The 15,005-nt window shown below is 54.5% G+C and carries 14 protein-coding genes; 5 read left to right on the top strand and 9 right to left on the bottom strand.

Annotated elements, in window-relative coordinates; translation table 11 throughout:
• Positions 1 to 386 precede the first annotated feature (386 nt).
• The 3 genes from fdhE to C1N59_RS20255 all read left to right on the top strand — a co-directional run bounded on the left by fdhE (position 387) and on the right by C1N59_RS20255 (position 3,102).
• Positions 387 to 1,310, top strand: a complete 924-nt coding sequence (gene fdhE, locus C1N59_RS20245) for a formate dehydrogenase accessory protein FdhE (protein ID WP_039339184.1) — start codon at positions 387 to 389, stop codon at positions 1,308 to 1,310.
• 39 nt (positions 1,311 to 1,349) lie between these two features.
• A complete protein-coding gene (locus C1N59_RS20250) occupies positions 1,350 to 1,961 on the top strand; it encodes a glutathione S-transferase (protein ID WP_033737305.1) in 612 nt (203 codons plus the stop codon).
• 391 nt (positions 1,962 to 2,352) lie between these two features.
• Positions 2,353 to 3,102: a MipA/OmpV family protein gene (locus C1N59_RS20255; RefSeq protein WP_394550135.1), complete on the top strand. Its 750-nt coding sequence runs from the start codon at positions 2,353 to 2,355 to the stop codon at positions 3,100 to 3,102.
• A gap of 210 nt (positions 3,103 to 3,312) precedes the next feature.
• On the opposite strand, the gene glyS is transcribed toward C1N59_RS20255, so the two are convergent.
• Together glyS and glyQ are read right to left on the bottom strand one after the other, a co-directional pair.
• Positions 3,313 to 5,382, bottom strand: coding sequence for a glycine--tRNA ligase subunit beta (glyS, locus tag C1N59_RS20260; protein WP_394550136.1), 2,070 nt, complete (start codon positions 5,380 to 5,382; stop codon positions 3,313 to 3,315).
• 9 nt (positions 5,383 to 5,391) lie between these two features.
• Positions 5,392 to 6,303 (bottom strand): glycine--tRNA ligase subunit alpha, encoded by a 912-nt coding sequence (gene glyQ, locus C1N59_RS20265; protein ID WP_006121387.1) that lies wholly within the window; start codon positions 6,301 to 6,303, stop codon positions 5,392 to 5,394.
• Positions 6,304 to 6,584: 281 nt separating this feature from the next.
• Between glyQ and C1N59_RS20270 the strand changes: the two genes are divergently transcribed.
• On the top strand, positions 6,585 to 7,580 hold the full coding sequence (locus C1N59_RS20270) for an acyltransferase (protein WP_054634747.1): 996 nt from the start codon (positions 6,585 to 6,587) through the stop codon (positions 7,578 to 7,580).
• A 1-nt stretch (position 7,581) separates the two neighbouring features.
• Here the strand turns inward: C1N59_RS20270 and yieH are convergent, their stop codons facing one another.
• On the bottom strand, positions 7,582 to 8,244 hold the full coding sequence (gene yieH, locus C1N59_RS20275; RefSeq protein WP_394550137.1) for a 6-phosphogluconate phosphatase: 663 nt from the start codon (positions 8,242 to 8,244) through the stop codon (positions 7,582 to 7,584).
• Positions 8,245 to 8,392: 148 nt separating this feature from the next.
• On the opposite strand from yieH, the gene C1N59_RS20280 reads away from it, so the two are divergent.
• Complete coding sequence (locus C1N59_RS20280) at positions 8,393 to 9,706, top strand: NCS2 family permease (protein WP_033737296.1); 1,314 nt, start codon at positions 8,393 to 8,395, stop codon at positions 9,704 to 9,706.
• A gap of 62 nt (positions 9,707 to 9,768) precedes the next feature.
• Here C1N59_RS20280 and C1N59_RS20285 read toward each other — a convergent pair whose 3' ends face one another.
• The 6 genes from C1N59_RS20285 to rpmH all read right to left on the bottom strand — a co-directional run bounded on the left by C1N59_RS20285 (position 9,769) and on the right by rpmH (position 14,407).
• Positions 9,769 to 10,359, bottom strand: a complete 591-nt coding sequence (locus C1N59_RS20285; protein WP_006121383.1) for a malonic semialdehyde reductase — start codon at positions 10,357 to 10,359, stop codon at positions 9,769 to 9,771.
• Between the two features lie 215 nt (positions 10,360 to 10,574).
• Entirely contained in the window at positions 10,575 to 11,939 is a 1,365-nt protein-coding gene (gene mnmE, locus C1N59_RS20290; RefSeq protein WP_006121382.1) for a tRNA uridine-5-carboxymethylaminomethyl(34) synthesis GTPase MnmE, read from the bottom strand.
• An 89-nt stretch (positions 11,940 to 12,028) separates the two neighbouring features.
• A complete protein-coding gene (gene yidC / locus C1N59_RS20295) occupies positions 12,029 to 13,669 on the bottom strand; it encodes a membrane protein insertase YidC (protein ID WP_394550138.1) in 1,641 nt (546 codons plus the stop codon).
• 2 nt (positions 13,670 to 13,671) lie between these two features.
• Complete coding sequence (yidD, locus tag C1N59_RS20300) at positions 13,672 to 13,929, bottom strand: membrane protein insertion efficiency factor YidD (RefSeq protein ID WP_006121380.1); 258 nt, start codon at positions 13,927 to 13,929, stop codon at positions 13,672 to 13,674.
• Positions 13,893 to 14,252 (bottom strand): ribonuclease P protein component, encoded by a 360-nt coding sequence (gene rnpA, locus C1N59_RS20305; protein WP_013023999.1) that lies wholly within the window; start codon positions 14,250 to 14,252, stop codon positions 13,893 to 13,895. Before rnpA ends, yidD begins: the two co-directional genes overlap by 37 nt.
• Positions 14,253 to 14,266: 14 nt before the next feature.
• Positions 14,267 to 14,407 (bottom strand): 50S ribosomal protein L34, encoded by a 141-nt coding sequence (rpmH, locus tag C1N59_RS20310; protein WP_000831330.1) that lies wholly within the window; start codon positions 14,405 to 14,407, stop codon positions 14,267 to 14,269.
• Positions 14,408 to 15,005: the final 598 nt, after the last annotated feature.

Below are 15,005 nucleotides of genomic sequence, written 5' to 3' on the forward strand. Positions count from 1 at the left end.
GTAACCCTGTTGCGCCATGCTGAATAGCTTCTATTCTGTACCCTGCGCCGTGCTGCAACAAGTCTGTGGGGGGCAGACAGCATAAAGCGTGAAAGGCCCACAGATTTGCCGTTATTCACAATGCGTTATGCCTGTTGTCGCCGGCGAAAAATGTATTTCATACTGAAGATAAAGGACTGGACTGCTATGCTCAGCCTGGTGGGACCAGTTTTGCACTGTGGTTTCCTGACGCGGTTTTCCGCCTGCTTTGCTCGCTGAGAACCGCTCACGAGGGAAAATGGCGAGAGATCCGGCCCATAACGGCTATTCGTAGCCGATACAGACAACCTCATTTTTGCTGGTGTCGTGAGTAGCGTAATCAGCCAACAAACAGGAAAATGCCTTTTATGCGCATCCGCATTATCCCGAAAGACCCGTTGGAGAAGAGCGAAAAAAACCCAGCGGAAATGATCCCGCCGTTACTCTTCCCCCGGCTGAAAAATTTATACAGCCGTCGGGCGGCGCGTTTGCGTGATCTGGCGGCAAAAAATCCTTTGGGTGACTATTTACGCTTTGCCGCCGTCATCGCCCAGGCGCAGGAAATCGTTCTGTACGATCATCCTCTGCAGATGAACCTTCACGCACATCTGCTCAGGAGCGCTCAGGAAGATAAAGCGCCGCTGGATATTCATACTCTTTCGCGCGATCCACACTGGCATCGCCTGCTGCACTCGTTAGTTGCGGAGCTAAAGCCCGAAATGAGCGGTCAGGCGCTGGCGGTGTTAGAGAACCTGGAGAAAGCGTCAGCGACCGAGCTGGAAACGCTGGCCAGTGCCCTGTTTGCGGGTGAGTACGCGCAGGTGAGCAGTGATAAAGCCCCTTTTATCTGGGCTGCGCTGTCGATCTACTGGGCACAAATGGCGGCATTGATTCCCGGTACGGCTCAGGCGGAGATGGGCGCACAACGCCAGCACTGCCCGGTATGTCACAGCCTGCCGGTCGCCAGCATCGTACATATGGGTTCGCATGAAAGTGCGCGCTACCTGCACTGCAACCTGTGCGAAAGTGAATGGCACGTCGTGCAGAACACCTGCTCTCATTGCGACCAAAACCGCGATCTGCATTACTGGTCACTGGACAGCGAGCACGCGGCCGTCAAAGCAGAAAGCTGCGGCGACTGTGGCAGCTACATGAAAATGCTTTATCAGGAAAAAAATCCGGCCATTGAACCGGTCGCCGACGATCTCGCCTCTTTAGTGCTGGATGCACGTATGGAGCAGGAAGGTTTTGTACGCAGTGGCCTGAATCCTTTTATGTTTCCCGGTGAATAGTTTTTTGCTGATGAAACCTCGCTAAACGGGAGTAACGCAATGAAACTGATTGGCAGCTATACCAGCCCCTTTGTCCGCAAGATTTCTGTCATCATGCTGGAAAAAGGCATGATGTTCGAATTTGTTAATGCGTCGCCCTACAGCGAAGACAGCCATGTTCCGCAATATAACCCGCTGGGGAAAGTGCCCGCGCTGGTCGCGGAGGATCAGCAGGTCTGGTTCGATTCCAGCATCATTGCGGAGTACCTCGAACTGCGTGGTCAGGCACCGGCTTTATTGCCCGCTGATCCGCTGGCGTCTTTAAAGGTTCGTCAGCTTGAAAAGCTGGCCGATGGCATCAGCGATGCGGCACTGGTGATCGTACGTGAGCAAATGCGGCCAGGTAACGCCCAGTCAGAAGAAGTGCTGTTACGCCATCGCGACAAGATTCAGCGCGGGCTGGACAGCCTGGAAAAAGAAGTAAGTGAAGGAAAGTGGATCGATAATGGCGAACTGAATCTGGCCGACATTGCCACAGGCTGCATGATTGGCTATCTGAATTTCCGTCGCGTTGTCCCTAACTGGTGCGTTCAGCGGCCCGCACTGGTCAGGCTGGCCGAAACACTCTTTCAACGGGAAAGTTTTGCCCGAACTACGCCGCCGGCATCCTGATCGGCGAGGCTGTCAGCGCTGATGCCGGTAGCGGTGCTGACAGCCTGTTTCCTTAGCGCATTTCAGTCTGCAATCCTTGCTTTCCCACGTAAAGGGCTGTCGACGTCTCCGTTATTCCCCTTACCCATCATCATGGAGTGGCGCATTCGCGCAGTAGCCTGCACCTGTCCGTCGTGACCAGTATAAACAGGGGATGAACTCCGTGAGAATAAGCGTAGCCATCTCTTGCATTGCTGCAGCGGGTCCGATATACCTTTCGGGCAGCCCTGTTCTGAGGCAACCCGCGCGCTCAGGATGAAAAGGCGGCACAAATTTTTATGTATGCTCACGCCCCGTTTCGGGCTGTGAGGCCTGACAGCTCACTGCCTCAGCCAGACGATAACCGGACAAAATGACGACCATCCCATTACGCTTCAGAACGGCATTATGTTGCCTCCTGCTCGGTAATATTACGCATGCCTGGGCTGAGGGGCTGACCCTGGGTGCGCAGGGGGAAGCGAACTTTACGCCCTATCACGCGTATAAAACTCAGTTTTCTGGCCTGCCCTATGTGGGCTATGACAATGATCATGTCTATATTGATGGCACAGAAGTGGGCGCCTATCTTATCAAAGATGACACCACACAACTGAAAGCGCGCTGGTGGTATCTGGATAACGAATTTGATCCGGGCCAGACCTCTGATTCGGCACTCCGCCAGTTACGCATCCGCCACAGCACCATGATGGGCGGCATGAGTTACCAGAAGATCACGCCCCTTGGTGCGTTTCGAACCGAATTGTCTGGCGATACGCTGAACGAAAGCCGGGGATGGCTGGGTACAGTTGCCTGGGCAGGGCAGGTCTCTCTGATGCAACTTGACGTTTATCCTCAGGCCGGTGTGGACTGGCTCAGTAAACAGCAGGCAAGCTATTACTACGGGGTAAGCGAAGAGGAATCTGCCCGCAGTGGTTTACCGACCTGGAACCATCAGGGCGTAACGCCATGGCTTGCCGTGGCGTTTGACTGGCACCCTGTAAAATCTTTCCATGTCTACCTGCAACCCAAAGTCACCTTCCTTACAGGGGCCCTCCGCGACAGCCCGATGACGGATCAACAGTATTTCTGGACGCTGTCTTCAGGCGTGACCTGGACATTCTGAAGCTGCACGCCGCGCAGTGCCGCAGCCCATTACAGGGTTCGTGGCCGTCCGGCTTTAATAACAGCCCCTGCGCTGCCAGGACGCCTTCGCAACCACAGGTGTTGTCAGTTTTTTATTGCGACGGCAAAAAGATAAAGTGCCACCAGCAGGTCGGGTGGCGGCATAAAAAAAGGGACGATATCTCGTCCCTTTTATCTGTATCAGAACCGATTACTGCAGCAGCGAGATATCGGCCACCTGCAGGAACAGCTCACGCAGTTTCGACAGCAGCGTCAGTCGGTTAATTCGCACCGCCGGGTCTTCTGCATTCACCATCACTTTATCGAAGAAGTTGTCTACCGCTTCACGCAGCTGCGCCAGTTCAATTAACGCATCCTGATAACGTCCTTCTGCAAAGTAAGGCTGCAGTTTGCTGCTCAGGGCGGTCACAAACGTGGCCAGTTGGATCTCTTCATTTTCTTTCAACAGTGATGCCTGAACGCTGTCATTCAGCGGTTCTGTTGATTTTGCCAGAATATTCGAGACACGCTTGTTGGCCGCCGCCAGCGCGGCCGCTTCATCAAGCGTACGGAAATGCGAAACCGCCTTCATACGTGCATCAAAGTCCGCCGGACGGGTTGGACGACGTGCCAGCACCGCCTGCAAGGTATCGATGCTGTGGCCTTCTTCCTGATACCAGGTACGGAAACGGCCCAGCATAAAGTCGATGACGTCATCAACCACGTTCGCATTGCTCAGCTTGCTGCCATACAGACGTACGGCCTCTTCGGTGAGCGTTTGCAGATCAAGCGGCAGATTTTTTTCCACGATGATGCGCAAAACGCCCAGCGCGGCACGACGCAGAGCAAAGGGATCTTTATCGCCTTTAGGATGTTGACCGATGCCGAAAATACCGGCCAGCGTATCCATCTTATCAGCAATGGCCAGCGCACAGGCTACCGGGCTGGACGGCAAATCATCACCTGCGAAACGCGGCTGATATTGCTCGTTCAGCGCCACAGCGACATCTTCGGCTTCACCGTCATGACGCGCATAGTGCATGCCCATAACGCCCTGGGTGTCGGTAAACTCAAACACCATGTTAGTCATCAGATCGCATTTTGACAGCAGGCCTGCGCGTGTGGCGTGATTCACATCTGCGCCCGTTTGTGCCGCAATCCAGCCCGCCAGCGCCTGAATACGATCCGTTTTATCACGCAGCGAACCGAGTTCCTTCTGGAACAATACGGTTTCAAGACGCGGCAGATGATCTTCAAGACGTTTTTTACGATCGGTATTAAAGAAGAATTCAGCATCCGCCAGACGCGGGCGCACCACCTTCTCATTACCAGAAATAATCTGCTGCGGCTCGCTCGACTCAATGTTGGTGACGAAAATAAAGTTTGGCAGCAGTTTGCCTTCCGCGTCATAAACCGGGAAATACTTCTGATCGCCTTTCATGGTGTAAACCAGCGCTTCAGCCGGCACCTTAAGGAATTTTTCCTCGAAGGTGGCGGTCAATACCACCGGCCATTCCACCAGCGATGTTACCTCTTCCAGCAGGCTGTCACTCAGGTCGGCTACGCCACCTAAACGCCGTGCTGCGGCTTCCGCATCGGCTTTGATCATGGCTTTGCGGACCTGATAGTCGGCAATCACCTGACCGCGCTTTTCCAGCACATCCGGATACTGATCGGCGTTCTCAAGCGTGATTTCACTTTCGCCCATGAAGCGGTGACCACGGATAACGCGATCGGACTTGATGCCAAGAATCGTGCCGGGGATCAGTTCATCGCCCAGCAGCATCGTAACGGTGTGCACCGGACGCACAAACTGCACGTCGCTGTCGCCCCAGCGCATCAGTTTCGGTACCGGCAGTTTGCTCAGCGCCGTGGCAATCATGCCCGGCAGCAATGCCTGCGCCGCTTCGCCTTTCACCTGAGCGCGATAGGCCAGCCATTCGCCTTTATCGGTGCTCAGACGTTCAGCCTGATCGACCGTGATACCGTTACCCCGTGCCCAGCCTTCTGCCGCTTTGGTGGCATTGCCCGCTGCATCAAAGGCGGCGGCAACGGCAGGTCCACGCTTTTCTACTTCACGATCGGGCTGGGAGGCGCTCAAATGGGCGACTTTCAGCGCCAGGCGACGCGGTGCAGCAAACCAGCTCACTTCGCCATGGTTCAGATTCGCGGCATCCAGCTCGGCCGTCACCTGGGCAGCAAAGGCTTCTGCCAGGCTACGTAATGCTTTCGGTGGCAGCTCTTCGGTGCCGATCTCCACCAGGAAGGTTTTCTCAGTCATGGCTGCCTCTTACTTTTTGTTATTGCACATCGGGAAGCCCAGCGCTTCACGAGAAGCGTAATAGGCTTCAGCCACGGCTTTGGTCAGGGTGCGAATACGCAGAATATAACGCTGACGTTCGGTCACCGAGATCGCCTTGCGCGCGTCCAGCAGGTTAAAGCTGTGTGCGGCTTTCAGAATGCGCTCGTAAGCGGGCAAAGGCAGCGGTTTTTCCAGCGCCAGCAACTTCTGCGCTTCCTTCTCATACTGTTCGAAACAGGTGAAAAGAAAATCGACGTCGGCATATTCGAAGTTATACGTCGACTGCTCCACTTCATTCTGATGGAACACATCACCGTAGGTAGTTTTGCCTAACGGACCGTCGCTCCAGACCAGATCGTAAACGCTGTCCACGCCCTGGATATACATGGCCAGACGTTCCAGACCATAGGTGATCTCGCCGGTAACCGGTTTACACTCCAGGCCACCGACCTGCTGGAAATAAGTAAACTGCGTCACTTCCATACCGTTAAGCCAGACTTCCCAGCCCAGTCCCCAGGCACCCAGCGTCGGGTTTTCCCAGTTATCTTCAACAAAGCGAATGTCGTGTACGGTAGGATCCATACCCAGCGCTTTCAGCGACCCGAGGTACAGCTCCTGAATATTGTCCGGCGACGGCTTGATGATCACCTGGAACTGATAGTAATGCTGCAAGCGGTTCGGGTTTTCGCCATAGCGGCCGTCGGTAGGACGACGGGATGGCTGCACATAGGCCGCAGCAATCGGCTCCGGGCCAAGTGCGCGCAGGCAGGTCATTGGGTGTGAAGTACCAGCGCCCACTTCCATGTCCAGTGGTTGAACAATGGTGCAGCCCTGGCGCGCCCAGTAATCCTGCAATGTCAGGATCAGGCCCTGAAAGGTCTTGGTATCAAACTTTTGCATGATGAGTTCGCACGCGGTTCGGCTAGATAAAAAAAGAGTGCGACAGTATACCCTTTGACCGCGTGATATGCAGCCGGAAATCCGGCGGCGCAGCCGCGAGAGTGGATTTTTGGTGTCAGATTTAGCCTGCTGGCGGCCTGTCATCGCCTGATTAACCGATACGGTTATGCGTTTTCATGCGATCCTGTGCACAGAGGGTTCTGAATCCCCGCTATTGCGCTTGTTGACGTCGACGCGACTGGCTACGCTTTGCACCGGGACGCACTGCGCCAGAGGACACCATGTCGCAAAAGATTTACTGGATTGATAATTTGCGGGCGATTGCCTGCCTGATGGTCATCGTCATTCACACCACAACGTGGTATCTGACCGGGCCGATGGCCATAAAAGGTCACTGGTGGGATATTGCTAACCTGTTCAATTCAGCGTCACGCATCTGTGTGCCGCTGTTTTTTATGATTTCAGGCTATCTGTTCTTTGGTGAACGCAGTACGCAGCCGCGCCACCTGTGGCGACTGCTGGGATGTCTGGTTTTTTACAGTGCCGTGTCACTGGTTTATATCAGCCTGCTGACGCCAATTGGCGAAGGCCGTTCAATTTTAAAAATGCTGCAGAAGCCGGTGTTCTACCATCTGTGGTTTTTCTTCGCGCTCATGGGGATTTACCTCTTGTCGCCCCTGATTCAGGTAAAAAGCGTGCGGCCGCGCTACGTGGCGCTACTGGTGCTGATTGTGGTGGTCCTCGCGAATCCCAATACCATGGACCAGTCGTGGGGGCGCTTTCACTGGTTGCCCATTAACCTTTACCTGAGCGGCGACAGTATCTATTACCTGCTCTACGCCTTATTAGGCCGGGCGATCGGTACCATGGACACAGAAAGACGTGGTATCACACCGTTGGCTGCCGTGACCTTTGTGGCCTGCGTGACCGGCATTATGCTGGGTACGAAGCGCGCGTTAATCGTTAATGGTGCCTTTAACGATACGTGGTATCTCTATTGCGGACCGCTGGTATTCATTGCCGCAATAAGCGCGCTGGTGGTGTTCAAAAATGCCTTTAATCAACGTACGCTGCCCGGTCTGGCCATCATTTCGCGCTACTCTCTGCCCATCTACGGCTTTCACGCCCTGTTCATCCATTTTATTCGCACCCATCACTATGACGATATGGCGCGTCCCTGGCTCGACCTGCCTGCCGTTTTTACCGTCACGCTGGTGGGCAGCTTATTGCTGGGAATGCTGCTCAGTCGGGTGGATAAACGACATTGGGTGACCTGAGTCAGCGCGTCAGGTTCCAGCCTCTGGCGCGCCACAGCGCGGGTAACGCGGCCATATCGGTGAACACGGTCACCAGCGGATGATGGAGTTCGGGATTATGAGCATCGGCACAGTAATAAAACACCGGCATGCCTGCTGCGATACCGGCACGCGCCCCCGCTTCGGAGTCATCCACCAAAATACAGCGCTCGACGGGTACCTGCATTTGTTGGGCTGCGTGAAACATCAGCTCGGGTTCGGGCTTCCAGTGGCCAATGTCATAGCCGCTGTAAAGACGGTCAGCGAAATGATTCAGCATGCCGGTGAGGCCCAGCGAGTGCTGCATCTTTTTCACCGTGCCGTTTGACACCACGCATATCGGTACTGCCATTTGCGCGACCAGTGCCTTCGCACCGGCTATCGGCTTCAGTTCACGGTCAAACAAACGGGCCACTTCGCGCCGGTAAGCCGGTTCAACGTCCTCCAGCGGCAGAGCGACCCGATGCGTTTCACTGACGTCGCGGATGATGTCATACAGCTTTACCCCTTTGTACTTTTCGAACATCTCCTGCAGAGAGAGCGTAATCCCGTACTGGGCAAAGGTGGTGACATACGCGCGGGTGCACAGGACTTCACTGTCAACCAGGGTACCGTCACAATCGAAAAAGACGCATTCAACAGACATCTGACTCCTCCTTTTGTTCGGGGTACCTTAACACGTCAGCGTGGCCCTGAGGGGCCGGGATATGGCAATCGGTTGCGAAAAATCATTGTATTGCCGGGGCAAAATCGCCAGGATACGCGCCGGTGAAATTTTCTTCTGGATAAATGGCATGAATAAACAAGGCCTTTTTCAGCGCGTATTCAAACTGCAGGAGCATGGTACAACGGTTCGTACCGAAGTGATCGCAGGCATTACCACGTTTTTGACCATGGTATACATTGTTTTTGTGAACCCGCAGATTTTAGGTGTCGCAGGCATGGATACCCGGGCAGTGTTCGTAACGACCTGTTTGATTGCCGCGTTCGGCAGCATCCTGATGGGGCTGTTTGCCAATCTTCCTGTCGCTCTGGCCCCGGCGATGGGCCTCAATGCCTTTTTTGCCTTTGTGGTCGTCGGCGCGATGGGTTACTCATGGCAGGTCGGCATGGGTGCCATCTTCTGGGGCGCACTGGGTCTGCTCATCCTGACTCTGTTGCGGGTACGTTACTGGATGATCGCCAATATTCCGCTTAGCCTGCGCGTAGGCATCACCGCTGGCATTGGCCTGTTCATTGCCATGATGGGCCTGAAAAACGCCGGTATCATTGTGGCCAACCCGGATACGCTGGTCAGCGTGGGTAACCTCAGCTCACACAATGTGCTGCTGGGTGCGCTGGGATTCTTTATTATCGCCATTCTGGCCTCACGCAACATTCACGCCGCCGTGCTCATTTCGATGATCGTCACCACGGCGTTGGGCTGGCTGCTGGGCGACGTGACGTTCACGGGCGTGGTTTCTGCGCCGCCATCTGTCACCGCGATTGTCGGTCAGGTTGATATTAAAGGCGCGTTCAACATCGGCATGGCAGGCGTCATATTCTCCTTTATGCTGGTCAATCTGTTTGACTCGTCCGGCACCTTGATTGGCGTGACCGACAAAGCCGGACTGGCTGATGAAAAAGGCACGTTCCCGCGCATGAAACAGGCGTTGTATGTCGACAGCATCAGTTCGGTAACGGGCGCGCTGGCAGGAACGTCATCGGTGACCGCCTATATTGAAAGTACCTCCGGCGTAGCCGTCGGCGGCCGTACCGGATTGATGGCCGTGGTCACAGGCCTTCTGTTCCTGCTCGTCACGTTTTTATCGCCCCTGGCGGCCATGGTACCGGCCTATGCTGCGGCAGGCGCGTTAATCTATGTTGGCGTGCTGATGACGGCCAGCCTGTCCCGCGTCAAATGGGATGACCTGACCGAAGCCGTCCCGGCATTTGTAACTGCCGCCATGATGCCCTTTAGTTTTTCGATTACAGAAGGCATCGCACTGGGCTTTATTGCGTACTGTGTGATGAAGCTGGGCACCGGTCGCTGGCGAGAAATCAGCCCCTGCGTCGTCATTGTCGCCTTGCTGTTTGTATTGAAAATCGCCTTTATCGACGCGCATTAAAACCGTACGCAAAGGGCGGGAAAGCAGTGAGCGTTACGGTAAGCACGTAACGCTCCAGTAACTCAGACGAACTGGCAGGCCTGCTCCAGGCTCAGCCGGGGTAATCGGGGCGGGAGCTTGTCGGGTAAGCCATAGCCCAGGTTAATGAGCAGGTTGGCCTGCCAGCTGGTACCGGCAAAAAAGGCCGCGTTCACTTTAAGCGGATCGAATCCTGACATCGGGCCTGCATCCAGCCCCAGCGCACGCGCGGCCATGATCAGATAGCCTGCCTGCAGGCTACTGTTACGAAATGCGGTTTCTTTAACCAGATCGGGTGTGTTGGTAAACCAGTTTCGCGCATCGGCATGTTGAAACAACATGGTCAGATGCTGATAAAACTCGCTGTCCCAGGCAATAATCACGGTGACAGGGGCGCGCAGGGTTTTCTCAAGGTTGCCGGAGGCCAGGGCCGGCTTCAGCTTTTCTTTTCCCTCCGCAGAGGTGACAAAAACAAAGCGACCGGGTGAGCAGTTGGCCGAGGTCGGTGCCAGGGCAACCATCTGATAGAGCTTCTCCAGCAGCGACTGCTGCACCGGTTCAGGCTGCCAGTGACTGTGCGTACGGGCCTGGTAAAACAACGTATTCAGCGCGGCATCATCGAGCGGTATCGTCATATAACTCTCCAGGAAAACATCCAGTATTTAACCTGTACGTTGCGTTCACGCTTTTGGATGCATATTCGCCCGGTTTAGTGTGAATGACCTGGCACGCCGCAAAACGTGAGCAATCTTATCCCTCGTTATCATACCTTCCGTTACGGCAACCGATGCGCAACGCACGGCGGATTGCGTTTCTGGATGCACATTTCCACCGCCGTCTGCCCGCTGAGCTACTTACCAATACAGAAACTGGAGAAAATCCGGCCTAACAGATCGTCCGAGGTAAATTCACCCGTAATTTCACTTAGCGCCTGCTGCGCCAGACGCAACTCTTCTGCCAGTAATTCCCCTGCCCATGCGCCCAGCAGTTGATGTTTTCCCTGCTCCAGGTGGGTTGCGGCTAATTCCAGTGCCTGCAAATGACGACGGCGCGCCAGGAAGCCGCCTTCCATATTGTCGGCAAATCCCATGGTCTGTTTGAGGTGATCACGTAAGGTATCAATCCCTTCGCTGGTGCGGGCAGACAGTCTGATCAGGGCATGACCATTGACGTCCGTCAGGCCGAGCGTTTCACCGGTGATGTCCGCTTTATTACGCACCACGGTGATCGGCAGTTGAGACGGCAGGCGAGCGACAAAATCGGGCCAGATTTCCGCCGGTTCGGTCGCCTGCGTGGTGGTGCCATCAACCATAAACAGCACGCGGTCCGCCTGTTCTATTTCATGCCAGGCGCGCTCGATGCCGATACGTTCCACCTCATCACTGGCTTCGCGTAAACCGGCGGTATCAATGATATGCAGTGGCATACCATCAATATGGATGTGTTCACGCAGCACATCGCGCGTGGTGCCGGCGATATCCGTGACGATAGCCGCTTCACGCCCGGCAAGTGCATTAAGCAGGCTCGATTTTCCGGCATTTGGCCGACCGGCAATGACGACTTTCATCCCTTCGCGCAGCAGGCTGCCCTGTCTGGCTTCCGCGCGCACCGCATCGAGATCGCGAATGACAGCATTAAGCTGCCCTTCGATTTTGCCGTCAGACAGGAAATCGATCTCTTCATCTGGAAAGTCAATGGCCGCTTCCACGTAGATACGCAGGTGAGTCAGGGCTTCCACAAGCTGGTTAACACGGACAGAGAATGCGCCTTGCAGGGAATTTACCGCCGAACGCGCGGCCTGTTCTGAGCTGGCGTCAATCAGATCGGCAATGGCTTCCGCCTGGGCCAGATCGAGTTTGTCGTTCAGAAACGCGCGTTCAGAAAATTCACCAGGCTGCGCGATACGTAATCCGGGCAGAGCCACAATCCGTTTCAGCAGCAGATCCAGAATCACCGGGCCGCCGTGACCTTGCAGCTCCAGCACATCCTCGCCGGTAAAGGAGTTGGGGCCAGGAAACCATAGCGCGATGCCCTGATCCAGCACGCTGCCATCACTGTCGTTAAACGATAAGTAGTCGGCATAACGTGGTTTAGGGAGTTTACCCAGCACCTGGCGGGCAACCTCTGCGGCCTGCGGACCGGAAACACGCAAAATGCCAACGCCGCCGCGTCCGGGCGGCGTGGCCTGAGCAACAATGGTATCGCTATGGCTCATACATTTTCTCTCACTACAAAAAACAAAGGCGGTCGCTTTGACCGCCTGAGCATAACCTGTTTTATCGCGGGAGACCTCCCGCGACGGTTTTACGCTTTCTTCTTGTCGCGGCTGTGTAAGCCACGTTTTTCCAGCCCGCGATAGATCAGCTGCTGCTGGAGAATGGTCACCAGGTTACTGACGATGTAGTACAACACCAGACCTGACGGGAACCACAGGAAGAACACGGTGAAAATTACAGGCATATACGTCATGATCTTCTGCTGCATCGGATCGGTCACCGTCGTCGGTGACATCTTCTGAATGAAGAACATGGTGATGCCCATCAGGATCGGCAGAATATAGTACGGATCCTGCGCTGACAGGTCATGAATCCATAAAATAAACGGCGCATGACGCAGTTCAACCGAGCCAGACAGCATGTAGTACAAGGCCAGGAAGATAGGCATCTGAATCACCAGCGGCAGACAGCCACCCAGCGGATTCACTTTTTCAGCCTTATACAGCGCCATCATTTCCTGGCTCTGCTTCTGCTTATCATCCCCTAAACGCTCACGCATCGCCTGAATCTTCGGCTGCAGCATGCGCATTTTCGCCATCGAGGTGTACTGCGCTTTCGTCAGCGGGTACATGATGCCACGCACGATGAACGTGATGATGATGATGGAGAAGCCCCAGTTACCGATAAAGCTGTGAATGAACTTCAACAGTTTAAACAGCGGCTGAGAGATGAACCATAACCAGCCATAGTCCACAGTCAGGTCAAGATGCGGCGCAATCGCGGCCATTTTATCCTGAATTTCCGGACCTACCCACAGTGTGGCATCCAGTGTCTGCTGTGCACCCGGTGCAACGGTGACCGGCGCAGATTTATAGCCGATAGCCGCCACGCCATTTCCCAGATTGCTGGTGTAAAGCGTGTTGGTTCCCTGCGTGCGCGGCACCCAGGCGGTAGCGAAATACTGCTGCAACATCGCCACCCAGCCATTGGTGGTGGTGGTGTTGAGGTTTTCGTTATCGGCGATAGTATCGAACTTAATCTTTTCGTATTTCGATTCGCTGGTGGAGTAAGCTGTACCGCGGAAGGTATGCAGCGCAAAGTTATTGCTGCCAGTATCGCGGTGCTTAGGCAAATCGATGGTCTGTTTTAACTGACCAAACATTGACACTTCCAGCGGCTGCTGACTGGTGTTGTTAATGTTGTAATCAACGTTAACTGCATAGTCGCCACGCTTGAACACAAACGTTTTGGTATAGACAACGCCGTTTTCAGCCGTGAACGTCATCGGAACACGCAGCTCGCTCTGAGCGTCAGCCAGTTCGAAGTGATCCTGTGCCGTGGTATACAGCGGACGCGCACCGTTGTTCGGGTTGTCCGGACCATTACGGCCAGTCAGACCGCTCTGCGCCTGGTAGACAAACGATGGTGTGGTTTCAAGCAGCTCAAACGGCTTGTCAGAACCCAGCTTATCCGGGTAAGTCAGCAGCAGCGCCTGATCAACATCGCCACCGCGAGTGTTGATGGTTAATGACAGGACATCGGTCTTAACGGTGATCGTTTTACCCTGGCCACTGGCGGGAACACCGGTAGCATCACCGGCAGCGCTGTTGGTGTTTTGCGTGGTCTGGGTCTGCAATGGCTTCGGAGCGTGGTCCGTCTGCCAGGCTTGCCAGATCATGAAAGACACGAACAGAAAAGCGATGAGAAAGAGATTGCGTTGCGAATCCATCGTTAATGTTCTCTGGTATCAAAGGTTTTTGGCGGCACAGGATCGTCACCACCCGGGTTCAAAGGGTGGCATTTTAATACGCGTTTTAAAGTCAACCAACTGCCTTTTATCACGCCAAACCTGCGTAAGGCCTCAATTCCGTATTGAGAGCAGGTCGGATGAAACCGACAGTGTGGCCCCAGCAATGGACTGATACCGCGTTGATATACGCGTATCAGGACGATCAGGAACCGCGCGCCAGGCGACAGTGACGACGCCATAATTTCTCCAACGCTTCCGCCAACATACGGTTATCGAGATCGGCAACACCCTTTTTCGCGACCACCACAAAGTCCATCGACGGCAATTCATGTTGACGCAGACGAAAGCTTTCGCGGGTCAATCGCTTGATCCGGTTACGTTCGTGAGCGCGTTTCACATGTTTTTTCGCGACGGTAAGACCGATGCGGGGATACCCCAGCGCGTTAAGGCGGCCGAGAATAGTAATTTGCGGCGTGCCAGCCCGTTGTGGCTGCTGAAAGACGAAAGTGAAATGAGTGGGAGTTAACAAACGTAACTCCCTGGGAAATGCGAGCTTACCCATCAGGGTTAGCTTTATTACTTAGAAACGGTCAGACGAGCGCGGCCTTTAGCACGACGACGTGCCAGAACCTGACGACCATTTTTAGTAGCCATACGAGCACGGAAGCCGTGTGAACGGTTGCGCTTCAGTACGGACGGTTGAAAAGTGCGTTTCATGGCGATTTCTACCTAAACTTGAAAATTTTCACTGGGTGACGCGTTTTCGGGCCAACAAACAGACCGACGCCTCAATGTGTCTTTAATAAAGAGGCGGGATTGTAATAATTGTACAGTCCCGAGTCAATTTACTTCGCTTGTCGCGGCGCCAGAAAACCCGGATACAGCCCGCTGAGTCCGGGCATTGAGCTTTACGCGACAACGCCGGGGGGAGAATTATACGGGGTCTGCGTTAAAGCGCAAGGATCGCGCAGGATCTTATTGCGATCAAATTCGCCTGCCACACGTCAAAAACGAGAAGCCGTCCGAAAATTTGGATCATTCAGCACGATCCCAGGTGGTTTTTTCTGCCGCAGGCGTAGACTTTTACCCGCGTTCATGCCCTGTGGATAAAAAGGAGAAAAACTGTGTAGAAAGGGAAGATCTCTGTCGCGCTTTGCGCTATGATCCGCCCTTCCTCTGGCGATCCTCCGATGGTTGCGGGGTGGAAAACCGCTGATAGCGGTCGCAGGCGCTTTCTTTCGTCTGTGTCAAAAATGAACGTTTCTTAGATTAGTGCCTACTTTTTCTTATCGAATTTGTACGAGTGGAGTCCGCC

It is taken from the genome of Pantoea sp. SGAir0183, from assembly GCF_043545505.1.

Bases quoted from the DNA above. Each gene is read 5' to 3' on its own strand.
- fdhE (WP_039339184.1), top strand. From the start codon at position 387: ATGCGCATCCGCATTATCCCGAAAGACCCGTTGGAGAAGAGCGAAAAA.
- C1N59_RS20250 (WP_033737305.1), top strand. From the start codon at position 1,350: ATGAAACTGATTGGCAGCTATACCAGCCCCTTTGTCCGCAAGATTTCT.
- C1N59_RS20255 (WP_394550135.1), top strand. From the start codon at position 2,353: ATGACGACCATCCCATTACGCTTCAGAACGGCATTATGTTGCCTCCTG.
- glyS (WP_394550136.1), bottom strand. From the start codon at position 5,382: ATGACTGAGAAAACCTTCCTGGTGGAGATCGGCACCGAAGAGCTGCCA.
- glyQ (WP_006121387.1), bottom strand. From the start codon at position 6,303: ATGCAAAAGTTTGATACCAAGACCTTTCAGGGCCTGATCCTGACATTG.
- C1N59_RS20270 (WP_054634747.1), top strand. From the start codon at position 6,585: ATGTCGCAAAAGATTTACTGGATTGATAATTTGCGGGCGATTGCCTGC.
- yieH (WP_394550137.1), bottom strand. From the start codon at position 8,244: ATGTCTGTTGAATGCGTCTTTTTCGATTGTGACGGTACCCTGGTTGAC.
- C1N59_RS20280 (WP_033737296.1), top strand. From the start codon at position 8,393: ATGAATAAACAAGGCCTTTTTCAGCGCGTATTCAAACTGCAGGAGCAT.
- C1N59_RS20285 (WP_006121383.1), bottom strand. From the start codon at position 10,359: ATGACGATACCGCTCGATGATGCCGCGCTGAATACGTTGTTTTACCAG.
- mnmE (WP_006121382.1), bottom strand. From the start codon at position 11,939: ATGAGCCATAGCGATACCATTGTTGCTCAGGCCACGCCGCCCGGACGC.
- yidC (WP_394550138.1), bottom strand. From the start codon at position 13,669: ATGGATTCGCAACGCAATCTCTTTCTCATCGCTTTTCTGTTCGTGTCT.
- yidD (WP_006121380.1), bottom strand. From the start codon at position 13,929: ATGGCGTCGTCACTGTCGCCTGGCGCGCGGTTCCTGATCGTCCTGATA.
- rnpA (WP_013023999.1), bottom strand. From the start codon at position 14,252: ATGGGTAAGCTCGCATTTCCCAGGGAGTTACGTTTGTTAACTCCCACT.
- rpmH (WP_000831330.1), bottom strand. From the start codon at position 14,407: ATGAAACGCACTTTTCAACCGTCCGTACTGAAGCGCAACCGTTCACAC.